Origin of the sequence: Agromyces sp. PvR057, assembly GCF_040547485.1 — a bacterium.
Lineage (GTDB): Bacteria > Actinomycetota > Actinomycetes > Actinomycetales > Microbacteriaceae > Agromyces.
Genome location: NZ_JBEPPT010000001.1, coordinates 1,899,879 through 1,917,989, shown reverse-complemented (window position 1 = coordinate 1,917,989; position 18,111 = coordinate 1,899,879). Strand labels below are relative to the sequence as shown.

Sequence of the window (18,111 nt, the reverse complement as noted above, 5' to 3'; positions counted from 1 at the left end):
ACGTGCGCTTAGTTGGACTTCGCCGTGATCCACACGGTGATCGCGACGATCGCGCCGAGACCGAAGATCCAGATGAACAGGCCCTCGGCGACGGGGCCGAGCGAGCCGAGCTCGAATCCACCGGGAGACCGGTTGTCCTGCACGTACTTCAGGTACGTGATGATGTCGCGCTTGTCTTCGGGCGAGATGTTGAGGTCGCTGAAGACCGGCATGTTCTGCGGTCCGGTGACCATCGCCTCGTAGATGTGCACGCCGCTGGTCTCGGTGAGCGCCGGGGCGAACTTGCCCTCGGTGAGCGCGCCACCTGCGCCGGCGACGTTGTGGCACATCGCGCAGTTGATGCGGAAGAGCTCCGCACCATTCGCGGCGTCACCGCCGCCGTCGACGAGGTGCGCGGGCGGGATCGACGGGCCGGGGCCGAGCGAGGCGACGAACGCGGCCAGCTGCTGGATCTGCTCGTCGGTGAACTGGACCGGCTTGACCTGGGCCTGAGGGCCCTGCATCTGCATGGGCATGCGGCCCGTGCCGACCTGGAAGTCGACCGATGCGGCGCCGACGCCGATGAGGCTCGGACCGGTCTCGGTGCCCTGGGCGGAGAGACCGTGGCAGGTCGCGCAGTTCGCCTGGAAGAGCTTCTTGCCCTCGTCGATGGTCTGCTGCGACGTGAGATCGGTCTCGGCCTGCGCGGTCGTTCCCGCGCTCAGGGCGGCGTAGGCGCCACCCGTGAAGATGAGGCCGATCGCGAGCAGTGCGACCGTGGCGAGCGGGTGCCGGCGGCCTGTGCGTCGCTTCTGGCGGTTCATGGGGTTCTTCCTGTTCGCGTGCATGCTGGGTGGGCGCTCCTGCTGCCGATTATTTGAGGACGTAGATGACCAGGAACAGGCCGATCCAGACGACGTCGACGAAGTGCCAGTAGTAGGACACGACGATCGCGCTCGTGGCCTCCTTGTGGCCGAAGTTCTTGACCGCGAAGACACGGCCGATGACGAGGAGGAACGCGATGAGACCGCCGGTCACGTGCAGGCCGTGGAAGCCGGTGGTGAGGTAGAAGGCCGACCCGTAGGAGTCGGAGTCGAGCGCGATGCCCTCGGAGACGAGCGTCGCGTACTCCCAGACCTGGCCGGAGACGAAGACCGCGCCCATGGCGAAGGTGAGGAAGAACCACTCGACCATGCCCCACTGGGTCGGCTTCCAGCCGGTTGCGTACGGCTGCATGCGCTCGGCCGCGAACACGCCGAACTGGCAGGTCACCGACGAGAGCACGAGGATGATCGTGTTCGTCAGCGAGAACGGGAAGTTCAGCACGTCGGCCTGCGCCGCCCACAGCTCGGGCGACATCGACCGGAGCGTGAAGTAGATCGCGAAGAGGCCAGCGAAGAACATGACTTCGCTGCCGAGCCAGACGATCGTTCCCACCGCTACGGTGTTCGGTCGTTTGATTACCGGCGCGCTCGCCTGGAAAGTCACTGAGGTGCTCGTCACGATGACCATTATGGCTGAAATCAGCACTGAGTTTTCGTCATCCTCGGGACTCGTGTCGCCCTGATCCCGGTTAGGTTACCCTAACTCAGGGTGGGAGCGGCCCGTGAATCAGCCTTGAATCCGGTGGCTAGTATCGTCAACATGTCCGCCGAACAGACCTGGCCCGCGATCCTGACCGCCCTCCTCGCAGGAGAAGACCTGAGCGTGTCGGATGCCGCCTGGTGCATGGAGCAGGTCATGACGGGGGCGGCGACCGAGGCGCAGCTCGCGGCGTTCCTCGTGGCGCTCCGCGCCAAGGGGGAGACGGTCGACGAGGTCGTCGGCTTCCGGGATGCGGTGCTCGAGCACGCGATTCCGCTCGATGTGGATCCCATGGCGCTGGACATCGTCGGCACCGGGGGAGACCGGTTCGGCACGGTGAACGTCTCGACCATGGCCTCCGTGGTGGCCGCGGCATCCGGCGTCCCGGTGATCAAGCACGGCAACCGCGCTGCCAGCTCGGCCTCCGGATCCTCCGACGTGCTCGCCGCACTCGGCATCGACCTCACGCTCCCGGCCGAGCGGGTCGGCGCAGTGCTCGACGAGGCGGGCATCACCTTCGCGTTCGCCTCCGCGTTCCACCCCGGATTCCGGCACGCGGGCGCCGTGCGCGCACAGCTGGGCGTTCCCACCGTGTTCAACTTCCTCGGCCCGCTCTGCAACCCTGCCCGGCCCGAGGCATCCGCCGTCGGGGTCGCGCACCTCGACCGGGTTCCGCTGATCGTCGGCGTGTTCCAGACGCGTGGAGCAACGGCGCTCGTGTTCCGCGGCGACGACGGACTCGACGAGCTCACCACCACCGGCCACAGCCACGTGTGGGAGGTCTCGCGCGGCACCGTGAAGGAGCACGACCTCGACCCGCGCGATCTCGGGATCCCCCGTGCGAAGATCGCGCAGCTCGCCGGCGGCGACGCGGCCTTCAACGCCGAGGTCGTGCACCGGGTGCTCGCGGGGGAGCAGGGCCCCGTTCGCGACATCGTGGTGCTGAACACCGCAGCGGGCCTCGTCTCGTACGCGCTCGCACAGGATCCCGCGCAGGTGCAGCGGTCGATCCTCGACCGGTTCGCCGAGCAGATGGCGGTCGCCGCCGAGACCATCGACAGCGGGGCGGCCGCGCGCAAGCTCGACGAGTGGGTGGCCGCGACCAAGCGCTGAGCACGATCGAGGCACCTCGACGCGCGGCACGGGCCCCGCGGCATCCGCGGGGCCCGTGCTCGGTTCGATGACGAGGGTTCGGGTCACGTCACGTCGTCGTCGACCCAGTCGAACGTCTTCGTGACGGCCTTCTTCCAGAGGCGGATCTGGCGATCGCGCTCCTCGGGCTCCATCTTCGGCTCCCAGCGCGAGTCCTCCTGCCAGTTGGCGCGGAGCTCGTCGAGATCCGACCAGAAGCCGACCGCGAGTCCGGCGGCGTACGCGGCGCCGAGCGCTGTGGTCTCGGCGACCACCGGTCGGACCACGGGGACGCCGAGGATGTCGGCCTGGAACTGCATGAGCGTGTTGTTCGCGATCATGCCGCCGTCGACCTTGAGCTCGGTGAGGTCCACGCCCGAATCGGCGTTCACCGCTTCGAGCACTTCGCGTGTCTGGAACGCCGTGGCCTCGAGCGCCGCTCGAGCGATGTGCCCCTTGTTCACGTAGCGGGTCAGCCCGACCAGGGCGCCGCGGGCGTCAGGTCGCCAGTACGGCGCGAACAGGCCCGAGAACGCCGGCACGAAGTAGGCGCCGCCGTTGTCGTCGACGGTCTTCGCGAGCTCCTCGACCTCTGGGGCGCTCGAGATGAGGCCGAGGTTGTCGCGCAGCCACTGGATCAGCGAACCCGTGACCGCGATCGAGCCCTCGAGCGCGTAGTGCGCCGGCTGGTCGCCGAGCTTGTACCCGAGCGTCGTGAGCAGCCCGTTCTTCGAGTGCACGATCTCCGTGTCGGTGTTGAAGATGAGGAAGTTGCCGGTGCCGTAGGTGTTCTTCGACTCGCCGGCGTCGAACGCGGCCTGGCCGAAGGTGGCGGCCTGCTGGTCGCCCAGGATGCCGGCGACGGGGACCTCGCGGAGGAGGCTCGACGGTTCGGCGGTGCCGTAGACCTCGGACGAGGAGCGGATCTCGGGGAGCATCGACTTCGGAACCCCGAACGCCTCGAGGATGTCGTCTCGCCACTCGAGGGTCTCGAGGTCCATGAAGAGCGTCCTGCTCGCGTTCGTGACGTCCGTGGCGTGCACGCCGCCCTCGTGACCGCCGGTGAGGTTCCAGAGCACCCAGGTGTCGGTCGTGCCGAAGAGCAGGTCTCCGGCCTCGGCCTTCTCGCGCGCACCGGGCACGTTCTCGAGGATCCACACGATCTTGGTGCCCGAGAAGTACGTCGCCAGCGGCAGGCCGACGATCTGCTTGAACCGCTCGACGCCGCCGTCGGCCGCGAGGCGGTCGACGATCGACTGGGTGCGCGTGTCCTGCCAGACGATCGCGTTGTACACGGGCTCACCCGTGTTCTTGTCCCATACGACGGCGGTCTCGCGCTGGTTGGTGATGCCGATCGCGGCGATGTCGTGCCGGGTGAGGTCGGCCTTGCCGAGCGCCTGGCCGATCACCTCGCGCGTGTTGTGCCAGATCTCCATCGGGTCGTGCTCGACCCAGCCCGCCTTGGGGAAGATCTGCTCGTGCTCGAGCTGCCCGGTCGCGATGACCGACCCCTTCTTGTCGAAGATGATCGAGCGGCTGCTCGTGGTTCCCTGGTCGATCGCCAGGATGTAGTCGGCCATGACTTCCTCTCTGTCTGCGCCCTCGCAGCGCGAGGCGCGCCATTCATTGATCGGGGGCCCGCGCCGAGTCGGCGCGGGCCGGCCGCCGGTGCCCGCTCAGTCGTGCGCGGGCACGTTCGCTCAGCCGAGTACGGGCAGGAGGGCGAGCGCGGCCCATCCTGCGAGGAGGCCGCCGGCGATCGGACCGACCACCGGGACCCACGAGTACGACCAGTCGCTGCCGCCCTTGCCCTTGATGGGCAGCAGCGCGTGGGCGATGCGCGGACCGAGGTCGCGCGCGGGGTTGATCGCATAGCCGGTCGGGCCACCGAGGGAGGCGCCGATCGCGATCACGAGGAATGCCACGGGAATCGCGCCGAGCTCGGCGGGCGTGCCGCCGTACGAGAACCCGAGGATGACGAACACCAGCACGAACGTGCCGATGATCTCGGTCACGAGGTTCCACCCGTAGGAGCGGATCGCAGGGCCGGTCGAGAACACGCCGAGCTTGTTGGCGGCCTCCGGCTCCTCGTCGAAGTGCTGCTTGTACGCGAGCCAGCAGAAGATGGCACCGATGAAGGCACCGACGAACTGCGCGCTGATGTAGGTGAAGATCGACGCACCGTCGATCGGGATGCCCGGAACGAACTCGGTCTCTCCCTTGCCGAGGAAGTTCGCCGTGAGGCCGAGCGTGACAGCCGGGTTCAGGTGAGCGCCGGATGCATACGAGACGATGACGCCGGCGAAGACCGCGAGGCCCCAGCCGATGTTCACCATCAGGAACCCGCCGTTGTGGCCCTTGTTCTTCGCGAGCGCGACATTCGCCACGACACCGCAACCGAGCAGGACCAGCATCGCCGTGCCCACCATCTCCGAAAGGAAGATGATCCCGAGATTCATAGCTACCCCCTTCGCGTGCGCCGCATCCTTGCGGCCGCAGTGTCACCATATCCCCGCGGCACCTGTGGGGGGAATGGCCGCGCGGGAGTTGGAGAACCCTCTTCCACGCCGGTCGTCTGCTGGCGTAGGTTTGCGACGGGAGTGCTGCGTCGGGGCCGATGCATGGTCGCTCGGCATCCTGCAGCCCGGGGGAAGGATGAGCGTGAAGAAGATCATCAACGACCCGAAGCGGGTGGTCGAGGAATCGGTCGCCGGATTCGGACGGGCCCACGCGGATCTGGTGCGGGTCGAACTCGACCCCGTGCATGTGGTCCGCGCCGACGCGCCGATCGCCGGCAAGGTCGGCATCGTCAGCGGTGGCGGCAGCGGCCACGAGCCCCTGCACGCCGGCTACGTCGGCTTCGGCATGCTCGACGCGGCCGTGCCCGGCGCCGTGTTCACGTCGCCGACGCCCGATCCCATCCTCGCGGCGACCAAGGCGGTCGACGGCGGGGCCGGCGTGCTGCACATCGTCAAGAACTACACCGGCGACGTGTTGAACTTCGAGACCGCGGCCGAGCTCGCGGCGATGGACGGCATCACCGTGCGGGCGGTCGTCACCGACGACGACGTGGCCGTCAAGGACTCGCTCTACACCGCCGGGCGACGGGGCGTCGCCGGCACGGTGCTCGTCGAGAAGATCGCGGGTGCGGCGGCCGAGCGGGGCGACTCGCTCGACGAGGTCGCCGACCTCGCGGAGCGCGTGAATGCGAACGCGCGGTCGATGGGCCTGGCCCTCACGGCCTGCGTCGTACCGCACGCGGGTGAGCCGAGCTTCGACCTCGGCGACGACGAGATCGAGATCGGCATCGGCATCCACGGCGAGCCCGGTCGCGAGCGCGTCGGCCTCGAGCCGGCGGATCGCCTGGTCGACCGGTTGCTTGAGCCGATCCTCTCGGACCTGCCGTTCGGCGAGGGCGACCGCGTGCTGCTGTTCGTCAACGGCATGGGCGGCACGCCGCAGGTCGAGCTGTACCTGGCCTATCGTCGTGCCGACGAGGTGCTGCGCGAGCGCGGCATCGCGGTCGAGCGCTCGCTCGTCGGCAACTACATCACGGCACTCGAGATGCAGGGGATGTCGATCACGCTGCTGAAGCTCGACGACGAGTTGGTTCAGCTGTGGGATGCGCCGGTGCAGACAGCCGCGTTGCGATGGGGGCGGTAAGCGCGTGGGACTGGACATCACCTGGGCGGTCGATTGGGTCAGGCGAAGCGCCGACGTCGTCGCCGAGCACCGGGTCGAGCTGATCCGACTCGATCGCGACATCGGCGACGGCGACCACGGCGAGAACCTCGATCGCGGCTTCACGGCCGTGATTCCCAAGCTCGACGACCTCGCGGCGGGTTCGACCCCGGGCGACGTGCTCAAGCTCGTCGCGATGACGCTCATCTCGACGGTGGGCGGGGCCGCCGGTCCGCTGTACGGCACGGCCTATCTCAAGGCCGCGGCCTCGGCCGGTTCGGAGTCCTCGCTCGACGGCGAGGCGATCGCCCGGCTCCTCACGGCGGCTCGCGACGGCGTGGTCTCTCGGGGCAAGGCCGAGTCGGGCGACAAGACGATGATCGACGCGTGGACGCCGGCGGTCGACGCCGCGACGGCGGCCGCGGCATCCGGCGCCGACGCCACGGCCGTGCTCGCGGCCGCCGCCGATGCGGCCGAGGCCGGTGCGCTCGCGACCGAGCCGCTCGTCGCCCGCAAGGGCCGTGCCAGCTACCTCGGCGAGCGCTCGGCCGGCCACCGCGATCCCGGTGCGCAGTCGACGGCCCTGCTCCTCCGGGCCGCCGCCGATGCCGCGTCCGACTCGACCGGTGCCTGAGGTGGGCGGGCAGCAGCGCATCGGGCTCGTGTTCGTCTCGCACTCGGCGAAGATCGCCGAGGGGCTCGTCGAACTCGCCGCGCAGATGGCGCCGTCCGTTGCGCTCGTCGCCGCGGGCGGAACGGGTGACGGGCGCATCGGCACGAGCTTCGACCGCGTCACGGCGGCCATCGGCGAGGCGGATTCCGGTGCGGGCGTCGTCGTGCTCTGCGACCTGGGTTCGGCGATCCTCACGACCGAGACCGCGCTCGACTTCCTCGACGACGACGTGCGCGACCGCGTCGCGATCGCCGACGCGCCGCTCGTCGAGGGCGGTGTGGCGGCAGCCGTGGCCGCCGAGTCCGGCGAGCCGCTCGACGCGGTGGTCGCGGCGGCGCGGTCGGCGAACACGGGCACCGGCAGCGACTCCGGTGCGCCGGATGACGCGAGCGCACCTCGCGACGCCGACACACCCGCATCCGACGCACCGCCCGACACGAGCACGGCGGATGCCGGCGTCGGGCACGTCAGGCGCGCGACCATCACGAACGCCGACGGGCTGCACGCACGGCCCGCCGCCGAGCTCGTGAAGCTCGCCAGCACGTTCGGCCAGCGCGTCACCGTGAACGGCACCGACGCGAAGAGCCTGCTCGCGATCATGTCGCTCGGGCTCACGAAGGGCGCGTCGATCGAGATCGCGAGCGAGGACCCCGAGGGCGGCGCCGCGGTCGACGCGATCGCGGCACTCGTGCAGAGCGGGTTCGGCGAGCACTGACGGTCCTCGGTCGCGACGAACGGATGTCGCGACCGGGCGAACGAAACAGGAACGGCGGATGCGCGCATCCGCCGTTCCGTGGTGCTCTCGGCCACGTGGCCGAGTGCGCGTGGGGCCGCCTGGGTCAGTTGCCGCCGGCGACGCGGATGTCGGCGCCCGAGGTGTACGACGCATCGTCGGACAGCAGGTAGACGACCGCGCCCGCGATCTCGTGCACCTCGCCAGGCCGACGCATCGGGATGCCGGGCGCGCGCTCGTCGGGGGCGTCGGGTCGGCCGGCCGCCGCGTGGATCTCGGTGCGGGTGGTGCCGGGCGAGACCGTGTTGACGCGCACGCCGACCGGGCCGAACTCCTTCGACGCCCCGATCGTCAGGGCGTTCAGCGCCGCCTTGCTCATGGCGTAGGTGACGTACGTGTTCGGCGAGCCGCTCGTCGCCGCGCCCGAGGAGATGTTCACGATGGCGCCGCCGGCGCCGCCGCGATCGGTGGCCATGTGCGCGACCGCTGCCTGGGTGAGCAGGGTCGGGGCCAGCACGTTGATGCGGAAGACCCGCTCGGTCTCCTCGATGGGCGCGTCGAGGAACGGTCCGATGCGCGCCGTGATGCCCGCATTGTTCACGAGGCCGGTGACCGTGCCGAACCGCTCGATCGCGGCCGGGACGACCTGCGCCGCGGCATCCAGATCGTCCATGTCGACCTGGACCAGCAGGACCTGCGCACCGGCCGCCTCGCACTCGGCCTTCACGGACTCGGCGTCGGCGATCCGGTCTCGGTACGTGAGCACGAGGTCGTGGCCCTCGGCGGCGAGTCGCACGGCGATCGCGGCGCCGATGCCCCGGCTGCCGCCGGTGATGATCGTGACCGGTCGGTTCAGGGGCTCGCGTGTCGTCATGATTCCAGCGTAGAACGGATGTCCCGTGGTGCTGGCGGCGGGGATCGGGCAGGCGTAGCATCCGCGCATGGTGCGCACGCTGACGAGCCCGCCTGAGGGCAAGACCGGAAACTCGTTCACTCGATTCTTCGACCGCATGGATCGAGCGCTCACGCCCGCGTTCGGCGGATCGCCAGCGGTCGACGACAGGCCCGAGGATCCCACGCCGATCGCTGCTCGACCGTGTCCGCTCTGCGGGCACGCGATGGGAGAGCACCGCATCGACCACTCGACGCCGAACTCGATGCTCGAGTGCCCGACCGCCGACCGTCTGCCGGAACGAGCGATCGACACGCCGCTCAACGAACTGGGGATGCCGACCGACCGTTGACCGCGGTGCGCGCGGCAGCCGTCGCTACCGGGCGTCATGCACGCGCGCAACGCATGACAATGATGCGTTCCAGGAATGGGTTGCGGCGTGTCCATGCTGGCATCGACTGAATGACCCATGCCGGGCGCCGCGGTGGGGACGCCGCAGCGTTGCCTGTTCCGTGCCCCGGGGGCGGGGCAGTACTGTCGTCGATGAGCGCCCATTCCCATTGGGAGTGGGCTGCGTCAGTCGGGGATGGAGTGCGTGATGGGGTCGAGCGAGCGGGTCGGAGCGGTTGCGGCGGGGGAGCCGGCGGTCAAGGCCAACGCGCCGTGGCTGCCATTGATCGTCGTGGTGCTCACGCAGATCCAGGCGTCGTTCGCCGTGAACGCCCTGACGGTCTCGATGGCCGGCATCACGACGGATCTCGACACGGCGGCATCGTCGGTCGGCACGGCCATCACGGCCGGAACGTTCGCGATGGCGGCGTTCATCCTGCTCGGCGCGAAGATCGGTGCGAGGTTCGGCACGCGCGGCGTGTTCCAGATCGCCGTCGGCATCCACGCGCTCGCGATGGCAGGGGTCGCGCTCTCGCAGAGCCCGGCGATGCTGTTCATCGCGCAGGCGTCGTCGGGCGCGGTCATCGCACTCATCGCACCCGCGCTCACGGTGTTCATCGCGACGAACTACCACGGCGACCAGCAGGCGAAGGCGATCGGGCTCCTCGCGGCCGCGATCCCCGCCGCAGGCGTGCTGGCCCTGCTCATCGCCGGCTCGTTCGCGACGACGATCGGCTGGCGCTGGTCGTTCGCGCTCATGGTCGCCCTCGGCGCCGTCAACCTGCTGCTGAGCTTCGGACTCAAGAAGGTGCCGAGTCAGCCAGGCCTGACCATCGACTGGGTGGGCGCCGCGATCGCCGCCGTGTCGATCGTGCTGTTGAGCTTCGGGTTCTCGGGGCTGAACACCTGGGGCGTGTGGGATGCCACGACGCAGGCGCCGTTCGACGTGCTCGGCGTGTCGCCCGCTCCGCTGCTCATCGTGTTCGGCCTCGTTGTCGGGCAGGTGTTCTTCCTCTGGCTGCGACGGCGGGGGAGCGCGGGGCGACCGCGCATCTTCGACCTGCGGGTGCTGGCCACGGGGTCGGAACGCGCGGTCACCGCGTGCATGGCGATCATGCTGTTCGTCGGAACCGCGGCGAACTTCCTGATCCCGCTCTACATGCAGGTCGTGCAGGGACTCAGCGGCATCGAGACGTCGTTCTCGATCATCCCGTACACGCTCTCGATCTTCCTTGCTTCGACCTTCGTCGCCTACCTCTACGGCAGGTTCGCGCCGCGCGTGCTCGCGACCGCGGGATTCATCGTCGTCGCACTCGCCCTCACCCTGCTGGCGTTCACGGTGCGCGGCGACTGGGGGCAGGCCTTCGTCGTGATCGGCCTGATCCTGCTCGGCCTCGGACAGGGATCGATCGTCGCCCTCGTGTTCAACACGCTGCTCTCCGCGGCACCGAAGCAGCTCGCCGGCGATGTGGGCGCGTGGCGTGGCCTCGTGCACAACCTCTCCGGATCGGTCGGCATCGCGGTCGCGACCGCGTTCGCCGTCGGCATCCTCGCGTCGACGCTCGCGTCGTCGGCGGTCGAGCATCCCGAGATCAGCCAGGAGCTGATCAGCGAGGTGAACATCAACGAGGCCGACTTCCGCACCAACGAGCAGGTCGAGAGCGACCTCGCCGGCACATCGGCGACCGACGCGGAGATCGCGGCAGCGGTCGAGATCAACGAGGAGGCGCGCTTGCACGCCCTGCAGCTCTCGCTGCTCGGCCTCGCGCTGCTCGCCCTGCTCGCGATCGTTCCCGCGACGCGGATGCCCGGGGTGCGCAAGGGCGACCTGCCCGAGAAGCTCGAGCCAGACGACGACGATCCGATCGACGAGGTCGTCGATCCCGAGAACGGCACCGAGCCGATCAACACCGCGGCGATCAACACCGCGGCGATCAACACCGAGGCGATCAACACCGAGGCGTCCGCATCCGCGGGCGCGGAGACGACGGAGGCAGCACGATGACCCGCAGCCCGAACAAGCTCATCCCCGCAGGATTCTCGGCGATCCCGTCGCTCACGGCATCCGATGCCGTCGAGGTGGTGGCGGTGACCGAGCTCGGTGCCGGCGCGCTCGAGGCCATCGGCGTGCTCGTGCACACCGACGGCGACCTGCCCGAAGGCGTGCCCGTCGACCGGAATGCCCTGGCGCGCGCCGGGTTCGAGGCGAAGAGCGGCACGTCGCTCGTGCTCGTGGGCGCGGAGGCGACGCTGCTCGTCGTCATCGGCACGGGCCCGGCTTCCGAGACATCCGAGAACCGGCTGCGCGATGCCGCGGCCGCGTTCGTTCGAGCCGTGCCGAAGGCGACGCGCATCGGCCTGAGGGTGCCCTCGATCGGCGGCGTCGACGCGACATCCGCTGCGCGTGCGCTCACCGAGGGTGCGCTGCTCGCGCGCTACCGCTACGACGCCCTCAGGGCCACCGCACGGGAGCCGAAGCTCGCCTCGGTCGAACTGCTGCTCGACGGCGTCGACGCGGCCGCGGCATCCGACGGCATCGCCCAGGGCCTCGTGACCGCGCGGGCGACCGCGATCGCCCGCGACCTCGCGAACACGCCGCCGAGCCACCTCACGGCGACCGACATGGCGGATGTCGCGACGGCCCTCGGCGAGCGGTTCGGGTTCGATGTCGAGGCCTTCGACAAGCAGGAGCTCATCGAGATGGGGTGCGGCGGTCTGCTCGGCGTGAACGCCGGCAGCGCCGAGGAGCCCAGGCTCATCGTGCTCCGCTTTGCGCCAGTGGGGGAGCCGACCGGGCATCTCGGGCTTGTCGGCAAGGGCATCATGTACGACTCGGGCGGCATCAGCCTGAAGCCGTCGGACCCCATGCACCTGCTCATGAAGATGGACATGGGCGGCGCGGCGTCGGTGCTCGCGGCCTTCACCGCCCTGCGGGATCTCGGCGCATCGGCCGCCGTCTCCGGGTGGCTCATGTGCACCGACAACATGCCGTCTGGCTCGGCGTACAAGCTCGGCGACGTGCTCACGGCGCGCGGAGGCAGGACCGTCGAGGTCAAGAACACGGATGCCGAGGGGCGTCTCGTCATGATGGACGGCCTCGTGCTCGCCACCGAGGCGGGCGTCGACGCGATCATCGACATCGCGACGCTCACCGGTGCGGCGCTCATGGCGCTCGGGCCGTCGACCGCGGCCCTGTTCGGAACCAGCCAGTCCCTCGTCGACCGCGTCAAGGCCGCCGCCGACGCGACCGACGAGCCCGCATGGCAGCTGCCGCTCGAACGCAAGTACCGCAAGCAGCTCGATTCGGATGTCGCGGACATCTCGAACCTCGGCGGGGCATCGGCCGGCGCAGCGACGGCCGGCCTGTTCCTCGCGGAGTTCGTCGGCGACACTGCATGGGCCCATCTCGACATCGCCGGAACCATGCAGTCCGACGCCGATGACGCCTGGCGTTCGAAGGGCGCGACGGGCTACGGCACGCGCATCCTCATCGAGGTCGCACGGGACTTCACGCCCCCGAGCTGAGGTCGCAAGGTCGCGCTCGAGCGGGTAACGTACTCGTCGAACGTGACACGATCCGAGGAGGTGAGCCCGATGCACGCACAGTCCACTCTGGGCGCTCCTTCGAGTTCACGATCTCGCGACTGACGTAGCCGTCGCGGGGGAGCGCTGCATCTCCGCTCAGAAAGCCCCGACGATGAACTCCTCTCGCTCGAACATCACGCACGCGACCGCTCTCGACCTGTCGCAACAACACCCCCGCACCGCGCTGGTCCTCGGTGGCGGCGGGTCGACCGGCAACGCCTGGCTCATCGGCGTCGTCGCCGGCCTCTTCGAGGCAGGGCTGGACGTGACCGCGGCCGACCTGATCGTCGGCACGTCAGCCGGATCGACGGCGGCGGCCCAGATCACCGGCGCGAGCCCGACCCGCCTGCTGGCCGACATCCTCGACAGCGCTCCGCCGCACGCGCCGGCAGGTCCGGCCGGAACATCCGGCGGGCGTGCCTCCGCGACCTCGGTCATCGAGCACATGGAGCGGACGCGCCGCATCATCGAAGCCGCCGAGGGTCCGGCGGACCTGCGCCGCCGGATGGGTGCCGCGGCGATCGCCCTCGCCGCGGCATCCGACGAGTCCGTCCAGGAACGATGGCGTGCGACCGTCGCCTCCCGACTGCCGAGCGGGAGCTGGCCTGGACAGCGGATCCTCATCACGGCCGTCGATGCCGGAACCGGCGAACCGGTGGTGTTCGACCGCAGCAGCGGCGTCGACCTCGCCGATGCCGTGGCCGCCAGTTGCTCGAGCGGTTCCGCGTACCGCATCGGCCGCGCGCAGTACATCGACGGGGGCTACCGATCCAATGCCGAGAATGCCGACCTCGCCGCCGGTTGCGCGCGCGTGCTGGTGCTCTCGCCGTTCAGCGGGAGGACGCGGACCCCGATGGCCTGGGGCCTGCACCTCGAGACCCAGATCGCGGAACTCCATGCGCGGGGGAGCGGTGTCGAGACGATCTTCCCTGGCGACGATCTCGAACACCTGTTCGGCCCGGCGGGGATGAATCCCGCCCTGCGACCGCCGGCGGCGCGGGCCGGCCACGACCAGGGCGTGGCGCTCGCTCCGCGGCTCACGGAGTTCTGGTCCTGACGGACCGGGCGCGAATCGGAGGGCCAGCCACGCTCGTCGATGACGGTCAGTCGCGGTCGGCCGAGGCCTCGTCGTCGTGCTCGTGAGCTTCGCCGGGTGAGACGGGCAAGCCGCACCGCCGGCAGTACTCGGCTTTGAGCTCGTCATAGCGGCGGTTGGTCACCCGGTGCTCGTGATGCTCTGAATCGGTCATGTCGCCCCCGGTGCGTGTCGTCTTCGGCCGTCTCCGTCCATCCTGCACCTCCGAGTGCGTCGACGCGCGGCGGACTTTCGGACGGGCGACCTCCACGGCGCTGAACTCCCGGTCAAGTGGGTTTTCTGCAGGACGAGAAGATTTTGATGGTGAAGTCCCTTAACCGTTTTTCCACAAAGCTCGGGTCTGAAGCGTTTAGGGCCCCCCCGGATTCTATTGATCGATGCAACACCCCTTCTTGGAGGTTGTTGCTCGTGGTGTTGTCGTTCTCTTCTCCTGCGGCTGTGCGGTTTCTCTCTGCGATAGGGCAGGGTCATGGACTCAAAGGATCCGCCCGGATGGCGGGGATCAATAAGGAGGTCGGGTATCGGTTCCTTCGCGACCGGTATGTCCAGCTCCGTCGTGGCGGGCTGAGTGCCGGTGACGCGGTCGATGCGCTTGGGTTCCGTTCGAGTCGGTTGCCGGACTGGGAAGCGCTGGTCGGGCGTGATGGGCGCCATCATCTGCGGGTGGATCCGTCACGGGAGCAGGTGTTCTGGGCTGCGTTCGAGGGTGGCGCGGATTGCGATGCCGCGTGCCGGGCGGTGGGCGTGGCTCGTTCCACGGGCTACCGGTGGATCCAGCGCCGCTTCGGGGAACTCCGCTCGAGCGGGGTGAGCTTGACGCGATCCATCCGAGTGCTGCGGCTGACGCCGCATCGGGCCGAGGCCTTCGAACGAGAACGGCAGGCCACGGAACGCCGCAAACGGAACGCGGCGACTGCCGCGCACCGTGACGCGTTGCATGCGTCGGCAGGGTTGGTCGACGCGATGCTCGGCGAAACCGATGCCACGAGACGTCGTCGGGAACGGGTCGACCGGTACTGGCAGTTGATGCGTGAGGGCGTCAGCAACGTGGACGCTTGCAGAATCCTGGGTATGTCGCGTCCCGTCGGAACCCGGATCCGCAAACAGAACAACTTCCTCATCCCCTCACTCACCCCGCCACGGCCATCGAGCGGACGGTACCTGACCGGTCGGGAGCGGGTACAGATCGCGGACCTGCTGCGGTTGGGGTGTTCGATACGTCAGATCGGCAGGCAGCTCGGCCGGCACCCGTCGACGATCAGCCGGGAACTCCGCCGGCACACCGACGCGGCCGGGAACTACCTGCCCCGCACCGCGGACCTTGACGCGCGCCGGCAACGCGCACGCCCGAAGACCCCAAGACTGGTCGCGAATCTGCCGCTGCGGTTGCTCGTGCAACGCAAGCTGAACCGGTGCTGGTCACCCGAGGAGATCGCCGGATGGCTCCGCAAGACCTACCCCGACGAGCCGAGCATGCACGTCTGTCACGAGACCATCTACCGTGCCCTGCTTCTCCGAGAACCCGGCGGACTGCATCAGCGGTACGCGATCAAGCTGCGCACCGGTCGGCGGATCCGGAAGACCCGGTGGCGCACCCGCACCGGACAAGGCTCGAGGATCCGGAACATGACGATGATCGACCAACGTCCCGCGGAGATCGAGACGAAACAGGTCGCCGGGCACTGGGAAGGCGACCTGATCGTCGGGGTCGGATCCGTTTCCGCGATGGTCACCTTACGTGAACGGAAGACCCAGTACGGGATGGTCATCAACCTGCCGAAGGACCACACTGCCGCGTCCGTGAACCATGCCGTGATCGGCGCGTTCGCGACCCTGCCTGCGCATCTGAAGCGTTCCCTGACCTGGGACCAGGGCGTGGAGATGTCCAGCCACGAAGCCCTCACGGCCGCGACCGGTATCCCGATCTACTTCGCTGAACGCGCCAGCCCCTGGCAACGCGGCGCGAACGAGAACTTCAACGGACTCCTCCGTCAATACTTCCCGAAAGGCACGAACCTCGCCCAACACTCGACCGCACACGTCACCCGCGTCGTCAACGAGATCAACCACCGCCCACGGAAGACCCTCGACTACGACACCCCGGCACGCCGCCTGAGACAAGAACACCGCGCCCCGGCAACAGCACTCGGATAGCCTGAAACGACCTACTCTGTTGCGTCGATCACCAGAATCCGCCCCCCGTCACCCGGACACGATCGCGGGCGGGTCTTACGGGAATCGCGGGCGGCTGGTTGCACTCCAGGTTCCCCGCGCGAGCGTGAGCACCGCTGGGGGACCGGTAAACGGGCGCCAGCGATCCACGCGAGTGAGGTTGGCCAAGGACAGAGACGGCGTGGACGTCATCCCGTTGTAGTCACTGTGCAGGTCGTGGGTGTGAACTTGACACCGAGCGGGAGATCTTGCTGGACAGCGGGTTCCCCGAGGGCCCACGTCGTTCTCAGTCCCTGTAGGTGACCGCTTGTCTGCCCTCCGGTGTCAACGACCGCGACGAGGACCCCGGTCACCTCGTCGTCACCGAACCAGGTTTCGTTCTGTTCGGCTTCGTGGGCGATGTGCATGATCTCGGCATCGTCGAGCGCTGAGAGAGGCGGCAGTGAAGAGACGACGCCGACGGCAGCCACTCCCCGGTCGCGCGGATTGATTGGGGATGCGTTCATGAGTGACCCGTCGGACATCGCGGCTAGGTCTGCGGCGATGTACAGCTTTGGTGCGTAGGCATCCTCGCTGAGCCGGCAGTCGCGTGGCGACGAAACGACGACTGGAAAGGGTGTGGTGGAGGACAGTCGAACGATCAGTCCGCCGAGAATCAGCGTTCCAACCGCGACGGTGACGGCCAGTGCGATCACCCACCCGCGCAGTACACGGGCCTTGTGCTGGTAGGCCTGCTCAGGCGGCCATTGCACCTCACGCAGCGGACTGATCACCGGGACTCCCTTCGAACGGCACGCCACATTGTTTCGAACGCAGAAGGTGACCGAAGGTCCGCATCTGGATCGTCATGCAGTTGTGACCGCGTCGCCATCCGCTTGTGCTCTGGGCACCGTGTCGACCGAACCGCTACGGGCCACGGTGTTGGCCATCGCCGAGGGGCGGTTACGCTTCCGTCATGCAGCCACCGCCTCCCAAGCATGAAATGTCGGTGCTCACTTCGGCTTGGACTGAGGCTGCTGAGGAATGCATCGGGGGACGGTGGCCGAGACGGACCAAGATCCGCACGGTAATCCGGTTCCGCGATTGGCTCGTTGATGGGCGTTCCCTTCGTGACCGGGTCGCATACGGTGATCCCCGCGATGACCAGCGCCCGCTCATGTACGAAACGAACCAGTACGACGCCGGCGTCGCCGCCAGCCTGCATGCTCTGCTTTCCAGCGACGTCGGCGCGGAGGAAGAATCGGTGCGGTTTCCTGACGGACGAACCGCCATCTTGTTCTGCGGCAGGTGTGGCGATATCTGGTGCGGCGCGATCAGTGCGCGCGTCGAAGTCGGTCAGCAATTCGTCGAGTGGAGCGATATCGCCTTCCAAGACCGCGTGACGAACGAGATCAGCCTGGATGGGCCGAAACTCACGCTCCGGTTCGAACGGACCGCTTACGAGCGCACCATCCGGGCTCTCATCAACGGGTGGCGCTGAAGGATCCGCTATCGGAGCTCGAGGAGATGCTTTGTGCCGTCCTCATATTGAATCCGGACGGTGACCGGCCGGCCGTCAACCGTCGAAGGCAGTTCGAAGACGTGTGTCGTTGCCGCCGCGTCAGCGGTGCATGGGTCGTGTGGCGATGGGCCAAAATCAATCTGCAGTTCATCCGAGGCGAGGACCTGCACGCGCTCGGCCACGACTGGGCAGCTGCTGCTTCCTATCGTGACCACACCGAACTCGTCATCGCTGAGCCAACCGATCGCCGGGCTGTCGTTCATCAGATCCAGTGCCGGGCCGTCCCAGCCGTCGACGAGCCCGGTCACGACCCGCTCGGCCTGCGACTCGTCGCCAGCGTCAGGAACTGTCGGACTGCAGCCAGAAAGGCCCCATGCGCCAAGGACAGTGAGTGCGCCAGCGCAAGTCCCAATCAGACGTCGTGGGTTGTGCCGGCTCGATTTGTCCCTGGGCATCTGCTTCGTCTTTCCCATCACCATCGCATCCTCCGGCAGGGCAGATGACAAGTGTTGCGGTACGAAAGAACGTCGCTCAATCGTTGCCCGTTCGCAGCGACATCGTGACCCAGCGGACACAACCAAGAATGCGAGCTGCTCGTTCAACCGGCCCGCCCAGGGATCCCTTCCGGGCACGGATTGAGTAACGGTGTTTGAAGCCGCGACACTCGAGCGTTCACGGACCGGCTTTCGGTCAG

General features: G+C 68.5%; 18 protein-coding genes. 10 read left to right on the top strand and 8 right to left on the bottom strand.

Annotated elements, in window-relative coordinates:
• Positions 1–8: 8 nt before the first annotated feature.
• Together qcrC and ctaE are read right to left on the bottom strand one after the other, a co-directional pair.
• Entirely contained in the window at positions 9–803 is a 795-nt protein-coding gene (gene qcrC / locus ABIC29_RS08770) for a cytochrome bc1 complex diheme cytochrome c subunit (protein ID WP_116081756.1), read from the bottom strand.
• Between the two features lie 49 nt (positions 804–852).
• On the bottom strand, positions 853–1,491 hold the full coding sequence (ctaE, locus tag ABIC29_RS08765; protein ID WP_116081754.1) for an aa3-type cytochrome oxidase subunit III: 639 nt from the start codon (positions 1,489–1,491) through the stop codon (positions 853–855).
• 132 nt (positions 1,492–1,623) lie between these two features.
• Here ctaE and trpD point away from each other — a divergent pair, with 132 nt between their 5' ends.
• The gene (gene trpD / locus ABIC29_RS08760; RefSeq protein ID WP_116081752.1) at positions 1,624–2,676 is read left to right on the top strand and encodes an anthranilate phosphoribosyltransferase; all 1,053 of its coding nucleotides are present in this window, start codon (positions 1,624–1,626) and stop codon (positions 2,674–2,676) included.
• An 83-nt stretch (positions 2,677–2,759) separates the two neighbouring features.
• On the opposite strand, the gene glpK is transcribed toward trpD, so the two are convergent.
• Together glpK and ABIC29_RS08750 are read right to left on the bottom strand one after the other, a co-directional pair.
• Entirely contained in the window at positions 2,760–4,274 is a 1,515-nt protein-coding gene (gene glpK, locus ABIC29_RS08755; protein WP_116081750.1) for a glycerol kinase GlpK, read from the bottom strand.
• 120 nt (positions 4,275–4,394) lie between these two features.
• Complete coding sequence (locus tag ABIC29_RS08750; protein ID WP_116081748.1) at positions 4,395–5,153, bottom strand: MIP/aquaporin family protein; 759 nt, start codon at positions 5,151–5,153, stop codon at positions 4,395–4,397.
• A gap of 202 nt (positions 5,154–5,355) precedes the next feature.
• Here ABIC29_RS08750 and dhaK point away from each other — a divergent pair, with 202 nt between their 5' ends.
• Genes dhaK through dhaM form a run of 3 tightly spaced genes read left to right on the top strand, consistent with a single transcriptional unit; the run spans position 5,356 to position 7,763 of the window.
• A complete protein-coding gene (gene dhaK, locus ABIC29_RS08745; RefSeq protein ID WP_116081745.1) occupies positions 5,356–6,357 on the top strand; it encodes a dihydroxyacetone kinase subunit DhaK in 1,002 nt (333 codons plus the stop codon).
• Positions 6,358–6,361: 4 nt separating this feature from the next.
• Positions 6,362–7,009 (top strand): dihydroxyacetone kinase subunit DhaL, encoded by a 648-nt coding sequence (dhaL, locus tag ABIC29_RS08740; RefSeq protein ID WP_354244391.1) that lies wholly within the window; start codon positions 6,362–6,364, stop codon positions 7,007–7,009.
• Complete coding sequence (gene dhaM / locus ABIC29_RS08735; RefSeq protein ID WP_354244388.1) at positions 7,002–7,763, top strand: dihydroxyacetone kinase phosphoryl donor subunit DhaM; 762 nt, start codon at positions 7,002–7,004, stop codon at positions 7,761–7,763. The genes dhaL and dhaM overlap by 8 nt, the downstream gene beginning before the upstream one ends.
• A 124-nt stretch (positions 7,764–7,887) precedes the next feature.
• On the opposite strand, the gene ABIC29_RS08730 is transcribed toward dhaM, so the two are convergent.
• Positions 7,888–8,655: an SDR family NAD(P)-dependent oxidoreductase gene (locus tag ABIC29_RS08730; RefSeq protein ID WP_354244385.1), complete on the bottom strand. Its 768-nt coding sequence runs from the start codon at positions 8,653–8,655 to the stop codon at positions 7,888–7,890.
• A gap of 67 nt (positions 8,656–8,722) precedes the next feature.
• Here ABIC29_RS08730 and ABIC29_RS08725 point away from each other — a divergent pair, with 67 nt between their 5' ends.
• The 4 genes from ABIC29_RS08725 (at position 8,723) to ABIC29_RS08710 (ending at position 13,705) form a co-directional block, all read left to right on the top strand.
• Positions 8,723–9,025, top strand: a complete 303-nt coding sequence (locus tag ABIC29_RS08725) for a hypothetical protein (RefSeq protein WP_116081737.1) — start codon at positions 8,723–8,725, stop codon at positions 9,023–9,025.
• Positions 9,026–9,271: 246 nt separating this feature from the next.
• A complete protein-coding gene (locus tag ABIC29_RS08720) occupies positions 9,272–11,068 on the top strand; it encodes an MFS transporter (RefSeq protein ID WP_354244382.1) in 1,797 nt (598 codons plus the stop codon).
• Positions 11,065–12,588: a leucyl aminopeptidase gene (locus tag ABIC29_RS08715; RefSeq protein ID WP_354244379.1), complete on the top strand. Its 1,524-nt coding sequence runs from the start codon at positions 11,065–11,067 to the stop codon at positions 12,586–12,588. The genes ABIC29_RS08720 and ABIC29_RS08715 overlap by 4 nt, the downstream gene beginning before the upstream one ends.
• Positions 12,589–12,760: 172 nt before the next feature.
• Complete coding sequence (locus tag ABIC29_RS08710) at positions 12,761–13,705, top strand: patatin-like phospholipase family protein (protein WP_116081734.1); 945 nt, start codon at positions 12,761–12,763, stop codon at positions 13,703–13,705.
• A gap of 46 nt (positions 13,706–13,751) precedes the next feature.
• Here the strand turns inward: ABIC29_RS08710 and ABIC29_RS08705 are convergent, their stop codons facing one another.
• A complete protein-coding gene (locus ABIC29_RS08705; protein ID WP_158551799.1) occupies positions 13,752–13,898 on the bottom strand; it encodes a hypothetical protein in 147 nt (48 codons plus the stop codon).
• 809 nt (positions 13,899–14,707) lie between these two features.
• Here ABIC29_RS08705 and ABIC29_RS08700 point away from each other — a divergent pair.
• Complete coding sequence (locus tag ABIC29_RS08700; protein WP_502915469.1) at positions 14,708–15,898, top strand: IS30 family transposase; 1,191 nt, start codon at positions 14,708–14,710, stop codon at positions 15,896–15,898.
• Between the two features lie 206 nt (positions 15,899–16,104).
• Here ABIC29_RS08700 and ABIC29_RS08695 read toward each other — a convergent pair whose 3' ends face one another.
• Positions 16,105–16,689: a hypothetical protein gene (locus ABIC29_RS08695; protein ID WP_354244372.1), complete on the bottom strand. Its 585-nt coding sequence runs from the start codon at positions 16,687–16,689 to the stop codon at positions 16,105–16,107.
• 383 nt (positions 16,690–17,072) lie between these two features.
• Here ABIC29_RS08695 and ABIC29_RS08690 point away from each other — a divergent pair, with 383 nt between their 5' ends.
• Positions 17,073–17,396 (top strand): hypothetical protein, encoded by a 324-nt coding sequence (locus ABIC29_RS08690; RefSeq protein ID WP_354244369.1) that lies wholly within the window; start codon positions 17,073–17,075, stop codon positions 17,394–17,396.
• Positions 17,397–17,404: 8 nt separating this feature from the next.
• Here the strand turns inward: ABIC29_RS08690 and ABIC29_RS08685 are convergent, their stop codons facing one another.
• Positions 17,405–17,725 carry a hypothetical protein gene (locus ABIC29_RS08685; protein WP_354244366.1) on the bottom strand — a complete coding sequence of 107 codons (321 nt, stop codon included), beginning with the start codon at positions 17,723–17,725 and terminating at the stop codon, positions 17,405–17,407.
• Between the last annotated feature and the right edge of the window lie 386 nt (positions 17,726–18,111).